This is a genomic window from Bacteroides sp. 1_1_14 (assembly GCF_000162515.1).
In the GTDB taxonomy this organism is placed as follows: Bacteria; Bacteroidota; Bacteroidia; order Bacteroidales; family Bacteroidaceae; genus Bacteroides; species Bacteroides thetaiotaomicron.
Genome location: NZ_GG774702.1, coordinates 671,422 through 687,897, shown reverse-complemented (window position 1 = coordinate 687,897; position 16,476 = coordinate 671,422). Strand labels below are relative to the sequence as shown.

Annotated in this window: 12 protein-coding genes and 1 pseudogene; 10 read left to right on the top strand and 3 right to left on the bottom strand. The window is 44.1% G+C overall.

The window, feature by feature from the left end; all coding sequences use genetic code 11:
* Positions 1 to 30 precede the first annotated feature (30 nt).
* From HMPREF9007_RS21755 to HMPREF9007_RS21765, 3 genes are all read right to left on the bottom strand, one after another.
* A complete protein-coding gene (locus tag HMPREF9007_RS21755; protein ID WP_004328112.1) occupies positions 31 to 1,236 on the bottom strand; it encodes a primase-helicase family protein in 1,206 nt (401 codons plus the stop codon).
* A 277-nt stretch (positions 1,237 to 1,513) separates the two neighbouring features.
* Entirely contained in the window at positions 1,514 to 1,903 is a 390-nt protein-coding gene (locus HMPREF9007_RS21760) for a hypothetical protein (RefSeq protein WP_004328110.1), read from the bottom strand.
* Complete coding sequence (locus HMPREF9007_RS21765; protein ID WP_005775881.1) at positions 1,900 to 3,123, bottom strand: site-specific integrase; 1,224 nt, start codon at positions 3,121 to 3,123, stop codon at positions 1,900 to 1,902. The genes HMPREF9007_RS21760 and HMPREF9007_RS21765 overlap by 4 nt, the downstream gene beginning before the upstream one ends.
* A 294-nt stretch (positions 3,124 to 3,417) precedes the next feature.
* Between HMPREF9007_RS21765 and miaA the strand changes: the two genes are divergently transcribed.
* From miaA to HMPREF9007_RS21815, 10 genes and pseudogenes are all read left to right on the top strand, one after another.
* The gene (gene miaA / locus HMPREF9007_RS21770; protein ID WP_008759993.1) at positions 3,418 to 4,338 is read left to right on the top strand and encodes a tRNA (adenosine(37)-N6)-dimethylallyltransferase MiaA; all 921 of its coding nucleotides are present in this window, start codon (positions 3,418 to 3,420) and stop codon (positions 4,336 to 4,338) included.
* An 80-nt stretch (positions 4,339 to 4,418) separates the two neighbouring features.
* Positions 4,419 to 5,345, top strand: a complete 927-nt coding sequence (locus tag HMPREF9007_RS21775) for a diacylglycerol kinase family protein (protein ID WP_008759992.1) — start codon at positions 4,419 to 4,421, stop codon at positions 5,343 to 5,345.
* Positions 5,346 to 5,428: 83 nt separating this feature from the next.
* On the top strand, positions 5,429 to 6,229 hold the full coding sequence (gene kdsA, locus HMPREF9007_RS21780; protein ID WP_008759991.1) for a 3-deoxy-8-phosphooctulonate synthase: 801 nt from the start codon (positions 5,429 to 5,431) through the stop codon (positions 6,227 to 6,229).
* 46 nt (positions 6,230 to 6,275) lie between these two features.
* A pseudogene (locus tag HMPREF9007_RS21785) lies at positions 6,276 to 9,077 on the top strand (insulinase family protein).
* A 96-nt stretch (positions 9,078 to 9,173) separates the two neighbouring features.
* The gene (locus tag HMPREF9007_RS21790) at positions 9,174 to 12,014 is read left to right on the top strand and encodes a M16 family metallopeptidase (RefSeq protein ID WP_008759990.1); all 2,841 of its coding nucleotides are present in this window, start codon (positions 9,174 to 9,176) and stop codon (positions 12,012 to 12,014) included.
* A gap of 22 nt (positions 12,015 to 12,036) precedes the next feature.
* Positions 12,037 to 13,530, top strand: a complete 1,494-nt coding sequence (locus tag HMPREF9007_RS21795) for a DUF5687 family protein (protein ID WP_008759989.1) — start codon at positions 12,037 to 12,039, stop codon at positions 13,528 to 13,530.
* Positions 13,531 to 13,580: 50 nt separating this feature from the next.
* Entirely contained in the window at positions 13,581 to 14,285 is a 705-nt protein-coding gene (locus HMPREF9007_RS21800; protein WP_008759988.1) for an ABC transporter ATP-binding protein, read from the top strand.
* 42 nt (positions 14,286 to 14,327) lie between these two features.
* Positions 14,328 to 14,840, top strand: coding sequence for an NlpC/P60 family protein (locus HMPREF9007_RS21805; protein WP_008759987.1), 513 nt, complete (start codon positions 14,328 to 14,330; stop codon positions 14,838 to 14,840).
* A 26-nt stretch (positions 14,841 to 14,866) separates the two neighbouring features.
* Positions 14,867 to 15,751, top strand: a complete 885-nt coding sequence (locus HMPREF9007_RS21810) for a TraB/GumN family protein (protein ID WP_008759986.1) — start codon at positions 14,867 to 14,869, stop codon at positions 15,749 to 15,751.
* Entirely contained in the window at positions 15,751 to 16,392 is a 642-nt protein-coding gene (locus HMPREF9007_RS21815; RefSeq protein WP_008759985.1) for an HAD-IA family hydrolase, read from the top strand. The genes HMPREF9007_RS21810 and HMPREF9007_RS21815 overlap by 1 nt, the downstream gene beginning before the upstream one ends.
* Positions 16,393 to 16,476: the final 84 nt, after the last annotated feature.

Below are 16,476 nucleotides of genomic sequence, written 5' to 3'. Positions count from 1 at the left end.
ATTCATCAATTCAACAAAAAAAGAATAGTATTACAGGGATTCAAGTTGTTCCCTTGTGACGGTGTAGAAACGACCGACTCTTTTTATCGGCTCATATCGGCACTCCCGATTGTAATTGAATTGGTAAGTGGTATATGTAAGCCCGTTAGAGGCAGGAGTAAGTTTCCAACATTCCTGCAATACCTTTCTGACTTGGTGCTTCTCCACCTTTACCTGCGAATGTACCAGCAAAAGAAGAATGTCGTTGTGGCAGAACGAGAATGTGTCCGTGCCGACACTTTCCATAATGTCAAGGATAAGTTCGCACATCTCTATCTCCAATCGGTTGCGGTTGCTGCGGATAATCTTCTGCAAGGCTTCGGTATGCAGCAAAGAGGGCGCAAACCACATACGGCTTTCCTTTTCGGTGGAAAGTTGTCTGTATTGCAGGTAATACAGAAAGGCAGGTATCTCAGCTTTCAGCTTTTGCAGGAAGTCTGTGTCATCGGATTGCAGACGGTCTATCTTGCGCACCCAATAGCGTGTTTCACCTGCATCAATGATAACAGGCAGATACTCGTTGTTGGAGCATAGCACGAACTTGGCAAAGAACGCTATCTCGTCACGGTCTTTGCCTTTGGCTTCCACCTTGTAGGAAAGTGTGGTGCTGAGGTTCTTCAACCGCTCGCTGTCCTCCCTGCGGTTGAGCAATACCTCGTCCACCACGATGAGCAGTTTTCCTGCCCAGTCGGAATTGAACTGGCTGCGGAAGTCCTCGTTGGTATTGAAAGTGACATTGTTTTGAAACACAGCTTTCAGGAAGTTCAGGAATGTACTCTTGCCCGTGTTGCGTTCTTCTGATACCAACAGCAGGATAGGCAGTTTCTGCACGGGTTGCAGGTAGAGCAATTGAAGATAGTCCATGCCCAATTCATACTGTTCACCGAAGATATGGCGCACCAATGACCGGATACAGGGAAACTCGCCTTGTTGCGGACGGTGTCCTATCGGCTCGTAGAGGTTCAGGAACTTGTCCACCACGGGACGGTAGTCCACATGGTCGGGGACGGTGCAGAAGCCGTCGTACTTCGGCACGGTGGCGAGATAGTCCTTGCCGTAGTCCTGCCGCAGTGTTTCGTTGTTCCACACGATGCGCTTCTTCACATAGCCTCCGTTCAGACGGGGCTGGTTCACTAACTTGTAGAGGGTAGTACCCACACGGATAAACTCCTCATTTTCAAAGTTACCTTGTTTCATTAGCACTTCATTTTTTTGTTTAATCAGTGCAAAACTCGGCAATTAGCGCAGAACGGATTAACAACTCACGCATACCTCACGTAAGATTTTCTTGGATTTGGCTTTATGACATACAACAAAAGCCCGAAGAAATGCCATTCTAATGGATTTTTCTTCGGGTTTGTCGTAATCGTACGTATGAATGGCAATACACCTATTCACATACTCGTATAAATACATTGTTGGCAATGGGAATACGCATAGGTCTCACTACTTCATGTCGTCATATCATTAGAACTTATGCCTGATAATTAGACATATCCCAACCATTTATACCCAGCGAAAAGAAGATATTTGTTTTCTCTTTTCGCAAGTACAGCCTTTTAAATATGGCATTGCGCACCTGTTCCGCACCGAAGCTGTCAATGCGGAAAGCAAGTGCGACTATCATCGGAAAGCTGAACACATCGGCATGATACCCGTTCTCCTGCCGAACATACTTCTGTACCTCGTATTCTTTTAATGCTCCACTGTTATAGATGTTTCTGATGGCAGAACGAAGTGTCGGAGCAATTACTCCGAACAGTTCCACCAATTCCGGCTCGCTCATCCAAATGTTTGAGACATTCTCCGGCATGATGATATTGCCGGATTCATTCACTGTTATGCTGTTTCTTCTCATACTCATGACATCGTTATTCCGTTAAACGTCTTACTCAGTTTGTCGCCGAACATGGTCAGGTCGTTGTCGAGCTTCTGCGTGGTTATCTTTGCGTAGAGTTGGGTCGTGACTATATTCGTATGTCCCAACACACGGCTTACGCTTTCAATGGGCATCCCCTTGCTCAAAGCTAATGTTGCGAAGCCATGACGACTGCAATGAAATGATATTGACTTGGTTATGCCACATTCCCTTATCATCCGTTTCAACGGTTTGCAGATAGACCAATAGTTCAAGCCGGGGAATATACGATTGTCTTTCTGCATCGGTCGGTAGCGTTCGACTATCTGCAAGGGTATATCCAGCAGCTTCACTTGGAAGGCGACTTTTGTCTTGTGGCGTTTGGACAATATCCACTTCTCGCCGTTCACCTCCACGATGTTGTCATTCGTCAGTTCCTGAATGTCCACGAATGACAAGGCGGTGAAACTGGCAAAGATGAAAATGTCACGGATGTATGCGAGCTTGCTGTCTGCAAACTCATGTGTCATGACCGCTTTCAGTTCATCCTCCGTCAGATATTCCCGTTCTTTCACATTGGGGCTGATATGAAACTGGATGAAAGGATTGCGCGGTATCAACCCGTTATAATGCGCTTTCATGACCACGCCTTTCAGCCACATACAGTTTGCCCATATCGAACCGTTCCGCAATCCGGCTTCAGTCGAGAGGTATGCGGCGAACTCCTTGATGAAATCGGGAGTAAGTTCCAACATGGACATATCGCTGCGTCTGTAAAACGACTTGATAAAGGCGGCTACATGGTTTCTTGCCCGTACACGTGCCCGATAGGTAGCCATTACCCTGTCTTTGCCTACCCGTTTCTTGAACACTTCGTTCTCACGGTCGAATGCTTTTAGCAGCGTCTCATACTCGCTGCCGATTCCCTGATAGGCGTTGCGCACCATCTCAGCCGTAACAAATGCCTCGCGGTCTGAAATGCGCTGGTAATGTTTGATGATTTGCGCCTTGATGTTGTCAAGGGCAAGGTTGATGTCTCGTGCCTCGCGGCTCTTGCCTTTCGCCTTGTTTCCTTTCACGTCCCAAAGCGTTTTCGGGATGTTCTGCTTACAACTGAACTGCGCCACAGTCCCGTTGATTGTCACTCGTCCCATGATGGGGACAATACCGTTTTTCTCCTTGCTGCCGTTCACGTAGAACAGAACCTTGAATGTGCTTCTTGCCATACTCGTTTTTTGTTTGCAAAGTTATTACTCAACGAGTTAGACCTTGATATGCCAACCTGTGCCACAAGCTGCCAAATACAACACGGTGTGTTAAAAATCACCATTCGGCGGGTAATGATTTGGAGACCGTTCTTCTTCATAAATCCGCTTTCCTTTACGTTACCTCGATTTTTCGCCTGTCCTCATTTGTCTTCGCAAACGCCTTATTGACAGGCATTACGAAGACATTTGTCCCTTTTTATTCGTCTTTTCCAGAGATATTTTGTATTTTTGCCGTCATTAAAGAATAAAGCTATGCCGGACTATGATTTAATCACCATATTAGGGCCAACAGCCTCAGGGAAAACTCCTTTTGCTGCAGCATTAGCCCATGAACTGAATACAGAAATTATCAGTGCCGACTCTCGTCAGATCTATCGGGGAATGGACCTCGGTACGGGCAAGGACTTGGCAGATTATACAGTCGACGGACATCCAATTCCTTATCACTTGATTGATATCGCCGATCCCGGATATAAATACAATGTTTTCGAATATCAGCGGGATTTCCTGATTTCTTACGAATCCATCAAACAAAAAGGCTGTCTGCCCGTTTTATGTGGAGGGACAGGTATGTATCTGGAATCGGTACTGAAAGGCTATAAGCTGATGCCGGTACCGGAAAATCCGGAGTTACGTGCCCGTCTGGCTAATCACTCTCTCGAAGAACTGACCGAAATCCTGAAGCAATATAAAACATTGCACAACTCTACGGATGTGGATACTGTGAAACGTGCAATCCGCGCGATAGAAATTGAGGAGTATTATGCCGTGCATCCGGTTCCCGAACGGGAGTTTCCGAAGTTGAACAGCCTCATCATCGGGGTAGATATCGATCGGGAACTGCGTCGCGAGAAGATCACCCGACGGTTGAAACAACGGCTGGACGAAGGAATGGTGGATGAAGTAAGGCGATTGACAGAACAAGGCATTTCACCGGACGACTTGATTTATTACGGACTGGAATACAAATTCCTGACGTTATACGTCATAGGCAAACTGACTTACGAAGAGATGTTCACTGAGCTGGAGACGGCCATCCATCAGTTCGCCAAACGTCAGATGACTTGGTTCCGCGGCATGGAACGTCGGGGATTTACCATCCACTGGGTCAGTGCAGAGCTGCCTATGGAAGAAAAGATAGCCTTTGTGATAGAAAAACTGCGAGGGAATTAGTATCTTTGCCAGTCATTTACGAATGGTCTGTGAAAGATAAAAAATGCGATTGTTAATACAGTTAGGATAGAAATACGGTTATGAGTGTAGAACCTGGAAAATGGGGAGTGATCTACAACCCCAAAGCAGGTACCCGAAAGGTACAGAAACGATGGAAAGAAATCAAGGAGTACATGGACAGCAAAGGTGTCAACTATGACTATGTACAATCCGAAGGTTTCGGTTCTGTAGAACGTCTTGCCAAAATTCTGGCGAACAACGGCTATCGTACCATTGTCATCGTAGGTGGCGACGGTGCGCTGAACGATGCCATCAACGGTATCATGCTCTCTGATGCCGAAGACAAGGAGAACATCGCCCTTGGCATGATCCCGAACGGTATAGGAAATGACTTTGCCAAATACTGGGGACTCAGTACCGAATACAAACCTGCCGTAGACTGTATCATCAACCACCGTCTCAAGAAAATAGACGTAGGCTTCTGCAACTTCTACGACGGCAAGGAACACCAACGCCGTTATTTCCTCAATGCAGTCAACATCGGGCTAGGCGCAAGGATTGTGAAAATCACCGACCAGACCAAACGTTTCTGGGGGGTGAAATTCCTGTCGTACGTTGCCGCCCTCTTCTCGCTGATATTCGAACGCAAACTATACCGGATGCACCTTCGTATCAATGACGAGCACATCCGCGGGCGCATCATGACCGTATGTGTAGGAAGCGCCTGGGGCTGGGGACAGACTCCGAGTGCCGTACCCTACAACGGCTGGCTGGATGTATCCGTCATCTACCGTCCGGAATTCCTGCAAATCATTTCGGGATTGTGGATGCTGATTCAGGGAAGAATCCTGAACCATAAGATGGTGAAAAGCTATCGGACAAGAAAAGTAAAAGTGCTCCGCGCACAAAATGCTTCCGTCGATCTAGACGGTCGCCTGCTGGCAAGACATTTCCCACTGGAAATAGGCGTATTATCAGAAAAGACGACCCTGATTATTCCGAATTAGCCAACAGAACCGGGCTTCTGGCGAAAAACAGCCCTTCACTCATGAAACTATAAATAAGTAATTAGTAACTTGTAATTAATAAAATGATCGAACTTAAGAACAATCCTGCCGGTAACTTCTTTCTGCTGGCCGGTCCATGTGTAATAGAAGGTGAAGAGATGGCAATGCGCATCGCTGAGCGTGTGGTCGGAGTCACTGAAAAATTACAGATTCCTTATGTATTCAAAGGTTCTTACCGCAAGGCAAACCGTTCGCGTCTTGATTCATTCACAGGTATCGGTGACGAGAAGGCACTCAAAGTGCTGAAAAAGGTACATGATACTTTCGGAGTGCCCACAGTGACGGATATCCATTCGGCCGACGAGGCTGAGATGGCTGCCGAATACGTAGACATTCTCCAGATTCCGGCTTTCCTTTGCCGTCAGACGGATTTACTGGTTGCTGCTGCTAAAACAGGTAAGACGATTAACATCAAGAAAGGACAGTTCCTCTCTCCGCTCGCCATGCAGTTTGCCGCTGACAAAGTGGTGGAAGCAGGCAACAAGAACGTGATGCTGACCGAACGCGGAACAACCTTCGGTTATCAGGACCTTGTAGTAGACTACCGGGGGATTCCGGAAATGCAAACGTTCGGTTATCCGGTCATACTGGATGTCACCCATTCATTGCAGCAACCCAACCAGACCAGCGGAGTGACCGGTGGTATGCCCCAACTGATCGAAACCGTAGCCAAAGCCGGCATCGCCGTAGGAGCCGACGGTATCTTTATCGAAACACACGAAAACCCCGCCGTAGCCAAGAGCGACGGAGCAAACATGTTGAAGCTGGACCTTCTGGAAGGACTATTAACGAAATTAGTCAGAATACGGGAAGCTATCAAATAGCCTACTAAAACAGGAAGTACACGCATCAATTAATAACAACACGACCATGAAACATTTACTATTAGTTCTACTAGCAATGATAAGCTACAGTCTTCAAAAGACTATGGCACAAGAGTCTATACTTCCGATCGATCCTAAAGTACGCATAGGTAAACTAGACAATGGTCTTACCTATTACATCCGTAAAAATGCTCTGCCGGAAAACCGAGCAGACTTTTATTTCGCACAAAAAGTGGGGTCTATACAAGAAGAAAGCAACCAGCTTGGCCTAGCTCATTTTCTGGAACACATGTGTTTCAATGGTACTGCACATTTCCCAGGTAATTCCCTTGAACAATATCTCAAACGGATAGGTGTTTCCCCAAATGCTTCCACCGCAATGGATGAAACGGTTTATCATATGTGTGATGTGCCGGTCGATATTCCCGGTGCTATCGATACCTGCCTGCTGATTCTGCATGACTGGAGTAATGACCTGACTTTAGATCCGGTAGAAATAGACAAGGAACGCGGAGTTGTCCATGAAGAATGGCGCACACGAATGACTGCCATGCTACGTTTTCAAGAGCAGATGTTACCCATCATGTATGCCGGAAGCAAATACGGAGTCAGCTTTCCGATTGGAAAGATGGATATAATAATGAATTTCGAACCGCAAACACTAAGAGATTATTATGAAAAGTGGTATCGTCCAGACCTGCAAGCTATTATTGTTGTAGGAGATATCGACGTAGATAGTATAGAGGCACAAATAAAAAAAATGTTTGCCGATATTCCCGCCCAGCCCAATGCCGCCAAACGAGAATATTTCCCTGTTTACGATCATAAGGACCCTATCATATTCATCGCGCAAGATAAAGAAAAGACAGACATTGAATTCGTTGTATTTAATAAACATGACGCCACTCCTGACAGTCTTAAAAACTATTCCGACTATCTGAGAAAGGACTACGCAACGCAGGTAATCAGTCGCATGCTCGAACAACGGTTGTACGAACGTTCGCAAACTGCGCATCCCCCATACAGTAGTTGTTCTGTATATGATGGTAACTTCTTCATCGCCAAAACCAAAAAAGCTTTCACAAGCAACATAACTTGTATTGAAAACTCTATAGAAAAAGGAATTACCACCTTATTCGAAGAAATAGAACGTGTCTGCCGTTTTGGTTTCACCGAAACTGAATACAACCGTACAAGACGTAGCTATCTTCAATACTTGGAGAGCAGATACAACGAACGCAATAATCTGAAAAATGAGGAACTCACTAATCAATACATTCTTCATTTCCTTGATAACGAACCCATACCAAGCATAGAATACAAGTATAAAATACTCTATGAAATCGCAGCAACAACCACTGCAAATATGCTAAACGATGTTATACATCAGCTTATTACAGATAATAATAAGTTCATCGCACTTTTCGCACCGGAAAAGAAAGACTTAAAATTACCAACAGAAGAAGCGATCAGAAACATACTGAAAGAAGTAAAAGGAAAAGAACTCACACGCTATGTAGATGACTACACCAACCAGTCATTAATCGAAGACATTCCTCAAGGTGGTAAAATCATTTCAGAGGTCACAGATTCTTTATTCGGAACCACATTACTAACTCTTTCCAATGGGGTAAAAGTGATGGTTAAAAAAACTGATTTCAGAAATAATTAGATATTGATGAAAGGAGTCAGCTTAGGAGGGGGATCTTTATTCCCAGATTCAGATATTCCCAATATCAATTTTCTGGGAAAGGTGATAACAACTGGATTAGGGAATTTTACCTTTAGTGAACTAAAGAGAATGTTAGAAGATAAACAAGTATCTGTTGGTTATAGTCTCACAGAACTGGCAAATACAGTTGACGGTAATTGTACACCGAAAGACTTCGAAACAATGCTACAACTCACACACCTACTTTTCACATCACCTCGACGAGATAAATTAAGCTTTAACGTCACAAAGGATTTGTGCTATCAAGAATTGTGCAATCAAGCAAAAGATCCTGAAATCGTATTCAAAGACAGTATAAACAATGCCGTATACATGGGACATGCTCGTAGGAAACGTCTTACATCTCAAATGCTAGATCACGTGGACTATGATAGATTATTAGAAATATATCATGATTGTTTTAAAAACGCCGGAAATTTCACATTCGTCTTTGTTGGCAATATTGATATGGAACAGCTGGAACCACTGATAGTTAACTATCTAGGAACTCTTCCATCGACTCAACAAAAAGAAACGTTCAAAGATAACCAGATAAAAAGGCGCAGAGGAATCTACAAAAATATATTCTACCAAAAGCTGAAAGTCGACAAAGCATCTAATTTCATATCCTTCACCGGATCATGTCCATACAACTTAAGAAACATTACCTTGTTCGATATATCCTGTCAAGTCCTAAATGAAATCTATACAGACAAAGTGCGTGAACAAGCAGGAGCAACATATTCAATCTATGTCGGGGCAGACAGCGACAAATACCCGGAAGAAATCAGTTTGCAAATAGTATTCGATACCGCCCCGGCTAAACGGGAAGAAATGATAAAAATTATAGATGATGAAATAAAACATATCGCTGAAGTGGGTCCAACGAAGGAAAGCTTGGACAAAGTGAAAAAATACATGTTGAATAAACGAGCTAAAGATTTAAAAGATAATGAATATTGGATAATATGGATGGATGAATATCTACGTACCGGTCTCAATCCGCTCGACAACTACGAAGCTGTCATAAACAGCTTCACAACAAAAGATGTATCCAACTTCATTAAAACACTGATAGAGCAAAAAAACAGAGTGGAGGTTTCAATGGTCAGTCAGAAAGAAGATAAAACCGAATAAATATGTTTATTAATTATAATAAAGGTATAACTTGTGATTTAACAAAGGTACCAACGACAGATATTTCAAACAACTTTTTTATAAACTAAATAGAACATGAAACATTTATTACGTGGATTTTTTATTGCAGTTCTCTTTATATGCTGCAACTTCCAACTCGTGCTTGCACAACCTATGCAAACACTACCCGTGGACAAAAATGTCCGCATAGGTAAACTTGACAACGGGCTTACTTATTACATCCGACACAACGCACTCCCAGAAAAACGCGTCGAATTTCACATTGCACAGAAAGTGGGTTCCATCCTTGAAGAGCCGCAACAGCGCGGTCTGGCTCACTTCCTTGAACACATGGCTTTCAACGGAACAAAAAACTTCCCGGGTGATGAAACCGGACTGGGCATCGTGCCTTGGTGTGAGACTAAAGGTATCAAGTTCGGAACAAACCTGAATGCATACACCAGTATCGACAAAACAGTATACCGAATCAGCAATGTACCTACCGACAACGTCAGTGTAGTAGACTCTTGTCTGCTGATCCTGCACGACTGGTCAAGCGCCATCAACCTTGCCGACAAGGAAATCGACAAAGAACGTGGTGTGATCCGTGAAGAATGGAGAAGCCGTAACAGTGGTATGCAGCGCATCATGACCAATGCCCTGCCTGTCATGTATCCGGATTCCAAATATGCAGACTGTATGCCAATCGGAAGCCTCGATGTAATCAACAATTTCCCTTATCAGGACATCCGTGACTACTATGCGAAATGGTACCGTCCGGACCTGCAAGGTATCATGATTGTCGGCGACATCAATGTAGATGAAATGGAAGCAAAGTTGAAAAAGGTATTTGCAGACGTGAAAGCTCCGGTGAATCCGGCTGAACGTATCTACTATCCGGTAGCAGACAATCAGGAACCGCAAATCTTTATCGGTACGGACAAGGAAATCGAAACTCCTTCCATCAGCTTCTTCTTCAAGAGCGAAGCCTTCCCGGATTCACTGAAGAATACAATCAACTATTACGGCATTCAATACATGATTAGCATGGGAGTTACAATGCTGAACAGCCGTTTGGCAGAAATCCGTCAGCAAGCGAATCCTCCTTTTACAGGTGCAAGTGCAGGTTATGGCGACTTCTTCGTAGCCAAGACCAAAAATGCTTTCGGAGTAGACGCCAGCAGCAAAATCGATGGTATCGAACTGGCCATGAAAACGATTCTCGAAGAAACTGAACGCGCACGCCGCTTCGGATTCACCGAAACTGAATATGACCGTGCCCGTGCCAACTATCTGCAACGCGTAGAATCTGCTTACAATGAACGCGAAAAGATGAAAAACGACACTTATGTCAACGAATACATCAGTAACTTCCTTGACAATGAACCGATGCCGGGCATTGAATACGAATATGCAATGATGAATCAGCTGGCTCCAAACATTCCGGTAGCGGCTATCAATCAAGTGATGCAACAGCTGATCACTGACAACAATCAGGTAGTACTGTTGGCAGGTCCGGAGAAGGAAGGTGTAAAATACCCGACGAAAGAAGAAATCGCTGCTTTGCTGAAACAAATGAAATCTTTCGATCTGAAGCCTTACGAAGACAAAGTTTCTAACGAACCATTGCTGAAAGAAGAGCCGAAAGGCGGAAAGATCGTTTCTGAAAAAGCCGGAGATATTTACGGAACAACAAAACTTGTTCTGTCCAACGGTGTGAAAGTATATATCAAAACAACCGACTACAAAGCTGACCAGATTCTGATGAAAGGTACCAGTCTTGGTGGTAGCAGCCAGTTCCCCGACAAAGAGATTCTGAATATCTCTCAAATCAACAGCGTAGCAATGGTTGGTGGTATCGGTAACTTCAGCAAAGTAGATTTGAGTAAAGCACTTGCAGGCAAACGTGCTTCTGTAGGAGCCGGTGTGAGCGCAACAACAGAAACGGTTTCCGGCAGTTGTTCTCCGAAGGACTTTGAAACAATGATGCAGCTGACTTATCTGACTTTCACTGCTCCCCGCAAGGACAACGAAGCATTCGAATCATACAAGAACCGCATGAAAGCCGAATTGCAGAATGCTGACGCTAATCCGATGACCGCATTCAGTGATACAGTCTCTTATGCATTGTACGGCAATCACCCACGTTCTTTCAGCATGAAAGAAAACATGGTGGACAAGATCGACTATGACCGTGTAATGGAAATGTACAAAGACCGTTTCAAAGATGCGAGCGACTTTACATTCTACTTTGTAGGAAACATTGATGTTGAGAAAATGAAACCGATGATCGCCAAATATCTGGGTGGTCTGCCATCTATCAATCGCAAAGAGACTTTCAAAGATACGAAGATGGAAATCCGCAAAGGTCAATACAAGAACGAGTTTGCCAAGAAACAAGAAACACCGATGGCAACCATCATGTTCCTGTTCAACGGTACTTGCAAATATGATTTACGCAACAACCTTACTCTCAGCATCCTCGATCAGGCATTGGATATGGTTTACACCGCAGAAATCCGTGAGAAAGAAGGCGGTACTTATGGCGTAAGCTGCAGCGGAAGCCTCACCAAATATCCGAAAGAACAACTCGTGCTTCAGATTGTATTCCAGACCGATCCGGCCAAGAAAGACAAACTATCGGGCATCGTCATCGAACAGTTGGAAAAAATGGCCAAAGAAGGTCCGTCTGCCGAACACATGCAGAAGATCAAAGAGTATATGCTGAAAAAATACAAAGACGCCCAAAAGGAAAACGGCTACTGGCTGGGCAATCTGGATGAGTATTTCTACACAGGTATCGATTATACAAAAGACTATGAAACGTTGGTCAACAGCATCACAGCAAAAGATGTACAGGAATTCCTTGCCAAGCTGATGAAACAGAACAACGAAATCCAAGTCATCATGACCGTACCTGAAGAAGAAGCTAAATAAACTTTTATAGCATACCAACAGTATGATGATATTTAACGAATTACGCAAACATGGACGGCTCGCCTCCAAACGGCATCCGATGTATGAAAAGAACAAAGTTGCCAAAATATTCGGATATATCGGGGTTGCTTTTTGGGCAGGATACCTGATATTCTTCGGTACGACGTTTGCATTCGGTTTTGCAGATATGGTTCCCAACCGGGAACCATATCATGTAATGAATGCCGTTGCCCTGATATTTATTCTGGCACTTGACTTCCTCTTGCGTATTCCGTTCCAAAAAACACCGACGCAGGAGGTAAAACCTTACCTCCTGTTGCCGGTTAAACGAAATCGGATCATCGATTTCCTGCTTATCCGTTCGGGACTTAGTCTGTTCAACCTGTTCTGGTTGTTTATGTTCGTCCCCTTTTCCTTCATTACCATTACCAAATATTTCGGTATCTCAGGTGTACTCACCTATCTCATAGGCATCTGGCTTTTGATCGTTGCCAACAATTACTGGTACTTGTTATGTCGCACACTAATCAATGAACGTATTTGGTGGGTGCTGCTCCCCATCGCTTTCTACGGTGGACTGGGCTGCCTTGCCTTTATTCCCGAAGACAGTCCCCTGTTCTACTTCTTTATGGACCTGGGCGACGGATATATCAACGGGAATATTCTCTGTTTCCTCGGTACCATTCTTGTCATAGCCATCTTATGGCTGATTAACCGCAAAATCATGTCCGGCCTCATCTACGCCGAATTGGCAAAAGTAGATGATACCCGCATCAAGCATGTTTCAGAATACAAATTCTTCGAGCGATACGGAGAAGTTGGTGAATATATGCGGTTGGAATTAAAAATGCTTTTGCGCAACCGGCGTTGCAAAGGTGCATTGCGCAATGTTCTCCTTGTAGTCATCGCCTTCTCCTGCCTGTTGAGCTTTTCAAGCCTTTATGACACGAGCACCATGACTACCTTTATCTGTGTTTACAACTTTGCCGTATTCGGCATGATCATCCTTTCGCAACTCATGTCCTTCGAAGGCAATTACATCGATGGACTAATGTCCCGCAAAGAATCCATCATGAGTCTGCTGAAAGCAAAATATTATATCTATACTATCGGCGAGATCGTCCCATTTGTCCTGATGATTCCCGCCATTGTAATGGATAAAGTTCCCTTACTGGGTATCTTTGCCTGGTTCTTCTATACCACCGGTTTTATCTATTTTTGTTTCTTCCAACTGGCTGTTTACAATAAGCAGACCGTAGCACTGAACGAGAAAGTGACAAGCCGCCAGACCAACAGCGCCATACAAATGGTTGTCAACTTCGGAGCTTTCGGTATCCCGTTGATCCTGTATTCTGTGTTGAATGCGTTTCTGGGTGAAACGGCCGCCTACTCTATCCTGTTCGCCATCGGGCTTGGATTCACACTGACTTCTCCGCTTTGGATCAGAAACGTCTATAAGCGTTTCATGAAACGGAGATACGAGAATATGGAAGGCTTCAGAGACAGTCGCCAATAAGAGATTTACGATTGAACCGATTAATCATTTACGATAAAAATACCAAGACAATGATAAGCATCAATAATCTTCAAAAGAAATTCGGCGAAAAGTTAGCCGTGAACATAGATCACTATGAAATCAATCAAGGCGATATGCTCGGATTGGTAGGAAACAACGGTGCCGGTAAAACAACACTTTTCCGGTTGATGCTCGACTTACTGAAAGCGGATAATGGGAATGTCGTCATTAACGAAATTGACGTCAGTCAAAGTGAAGACTGGAAAAACTTCACAGGTGCTTTCATTGACGATGGATTTCTGATAGACTACCTTACCCCGGAAGAGTATTTCTATTTTATCGGGAAAATGTACGGACTGAAAAAAGAAGAGGTGGACGAACGCCTTCTGCCGTTCGAACGTCTGATGAGCGGAGAAGTGATCGGACAAAAGAAACTGATCCGTAACTACTCAGCCGGTAATAAACAGAAAATCGGCATCATCTCCGCCATGCTTCATTATCCTCAGTTGCTGATACTCGACGAACCGTTCAACTTCCTCGATCCCAGTTCGCAATCCATTATCAAACATATGCTCAAAAAGTACAGCGAAGAGCATAATGCAACTGTAATCATTTCCAGCCACAATCTGAATCATACGATAGATGTATGTCCGCGTATTGCCCTGCTGGAGAATGGCGTCATCATCCGGGATATTATGAATGAGAATAATTCAGCTGAAAAAGAACTGGAAGACTACTTCAATGTAGAAGAATAAAGTTACTTATAATTTTACGATATACGAAAAGAAAGATAGCCGATGGGAGTGAACTTCAAACTAATCTTCATACTGACAGGACTGATCTTTATCCTTAGTTCCTGCCGCACGTCTGCTCCCCGTCTGGATTACCAGGCACTGGCACGCGCCTCCATCCTGCTGGGCGTGGACATCAATATGGAAGATAACCACAAACTCTATCTGGAATCGGCCGAATGGATTGGTGTTCCTTATCGTGGAGGCGGCGATTCAAAACGCGGTACCGACTGTTCGGGACTCACCTACCAGATATACCGGAAAGTATACCGTACTCAGGTTCCGCGAAATACCGAAGACCTGAGAAAAGAAAGTACCAAAGTCGCCAAACGGAATTTGCGAGAAGGCGATCTGGTATTCTTCAGCAGTAGCCGTTCCCGAAAAAAGGTAGCTCACGTAGGTATCTATCTCAAAAATGGGAAATTCATTCATGCCAGTACCAGCAAAGGAGTGATTGTCAGTCGACTGAGCGAAGACTATTACACCAGACACTGGATATCCGGAGGAAGAATACGCTGATTATCAACTTAAAAACATATAGAATCATGAAATCGTTTATTGGAGCAGTCATATTTATCTGCGTAGCGTTAAGCGCAAACGCACAGCTTTTATGGAAAGTATCTGGTAACGGACTTAGCAGCCCTTCATACATTATGGGGACTCACCATCTCGCTCCGTTGAGTGTCAAAGACGGCATTACCGGACTACAGAAAGCGATGGATGAAACACAACAGGTATATGGAGAACTGAAAATGTCGGATATCCAGTCTCCGGCCACCATCCAGAAGATGCAGAAAATGATGATGATAGAAAGCGATACGACTCTGACTACCCTCCTCTCACCGGAAGATTACGAAACCGCTAATAAATTCTGCAAGGAGAACCTGATGATGGACCTCAACATGGCACCCAAAATCAAACCGGCTTTCTTACTGAACAACATAGCAGTAGTGGCGTACATCAAGCACATCGGAAACTATAATCCGCAAGAACAGCTCGATACTTATTTCCAGACTCAGGCAACACAAAAAGGAAAAAAAGTGGATGGACTGGAAACTCCGGATTTCCAGTTTAACCTGCTATACAATGGAATTTCCCTGCAACGCCAAGCCCAACTGCTCATGTGTACCCTCAATAACATCGACAAAGAGGTGGAAAGCCTCAAAAGACTGACAGATGCCTACATGAAACAAGATTTGGAAACCATGTTGAAAATCAACGAAGAGCGTAAAGGAAATCAATGTGATGCACTTCCCACAGAAGAAGATGCCCTAATTTACGACCGCAATAAAACATGGGCACAGAAACTACCGGCTATCATGAAAGCCGCTCCTACCTTCGTTGCAGTCGGCGCTTTGCACCTGCCGGGTAATAAAGGCTTATTAAGCTTACTGAAAAAACAGGGATATACAGTAGAAGCAGTAAAATAATGAATTATAAAACTTATTTATTCGATTTCGACTATACACTAGCCGATTCATCACGGGGTATCGTTACTTGTTTCAGAAATGTACTTAATCGTCACCAATATACGAATGTCACTGACGAAGCGATCAAACGTACCATTGGTAAAACATTGGAAGAATCTTTCAGCATACTGACCGGAGTCACCGACTGGGAACAGCTCACCGCTTTTCGACAAGAGTACAGACTGGAAGCGGATGTTCACATGAACGTGAATACCCGCCTTTTTCCTGATACACTCTCTACTCTGAAAGAACTAAAAGAGCGAGGTGCCCGCATCGGCATTATCTCTACTAAATACCGTTTCCGTATACTTAGTTTTCTGGATGAGTATCTGCCGGAAAACTTTCTCGACATAGTGGTAGGCGGAGAAGATGTACAAGCTGCCAAGCCTTCACCGGAAGGAATAAAATTCGCTCTCGAACACTTGGGCAGGACTCCGCAAGAAACCTTATACATCGGAGACAGTACTGTGGATGCCGAAACAGCACAAAATGCGGGAGTAGATTTTGCAGGTGTCCTTAATGGAATGACTACCGCTGACGAACTCAGAGCATATCCGCACCGGTTTATTATGGAGAATTTATCCGGTTTGCTATATATCTGATTATCTTCTGTTACAACAGCAAAAAAATAAAGGAAATATTTGTCTGAAACAAATAAAAGAAGTACTTTTGTGCCCGATTATTCC

What these genes read in the sequence shown, in the direction of transcription:
- HMPREF9007_RS21755 (WP_004328112.1), bottom strand. Translation starts at nt 1,236, where the DNA reads ATGAAACAAGGTAACTTTGAAAATGAGGAGTTTATCCGTGTGGGTACT.
- HMPREF9007_RS21760 (WP_004328110.1), bottom strand. Translation starts at nt 1,903, where the DNA reads ATGAGTATGAGAAGAAACAGCATAACAGTGAATGAATCCGGCAATATC.
- HMPREF9007_RS21765 (WP_005775881.1), bottom strand. Translation starts at nt 3,123, where the DNA reads ATGGCAAGAAGCACATTCAAGGTTCTGTTCTACGTGAACGGCAGCAAG.
- miaA (WP_008759993.1), top strand. Translation starts at nt 3,418, where the DNA reads ATGCCGGACTATGATTTAATCACCATATTAGGGCCAACAGCCTCAGGG.
- HMPREF9007_RS21775 (WP_008759992.1), top strand. Translation starts at nt 4,419, where the DNA reads ATGAGTGTAGAACCTGGAAAATGGGGAGTGATCTACAACCCCAAAGCA.
- kdsA (WP_008759991.1), top strand. Translation starts at nt 5,429, where the DNA reads ATGATCGAACTTAAGAACAATCCTGCCGGTAACTTCTTTCTGCTGGCC.
- HMPREF9007_RS21790 (WP_008759990.1), top strand. Translation starts at nt 9,174, where the DNA reads ATGAAACATTTATTACGTGGATTTTTTATTGCAGTTCTCTTTATATGC.
- HMPREF9007_RS21795 (WP_008759989.1), top strand. Translation starts at nt 12,037, where the DNA reads ATGATGATATTTAACGAATTACGCAAACATGGACGGCTCGCCTCCAAA.
- HMPREF9007_RS21800 (WP_008759988.1), top strand. Translation starts at nt 13,581, where the DNA reads ATGATAAGCATCAATAATCTTCAAAAGAAATTCGGCGAAAAGTTAGCC.
- HMPREF9007_RS21805 (WP_008759987.1), top strand. Translation starts at nt 14,328, where the DNA reads ATGGGAGTGAACTTCAAACTAATCTTCATACTGACAGGACTGATCTTT.
- HMPREF9007_RS21810 (WP_008759986.1), top strand. Translation starts at nt 14,867, where the DNA reads ATGAAATCGTTTATTGGAGCAGTCATATTTATCTGCGTAGCGTTAAGC.
- HMPREF9007_RS21815 (WP_008759985.1), top strand. Translation starts at nt 15,751, where the DNA reads ATGAATTATAAAACTTATTTATTCGATTTCGACTATACACTAGCCGAT.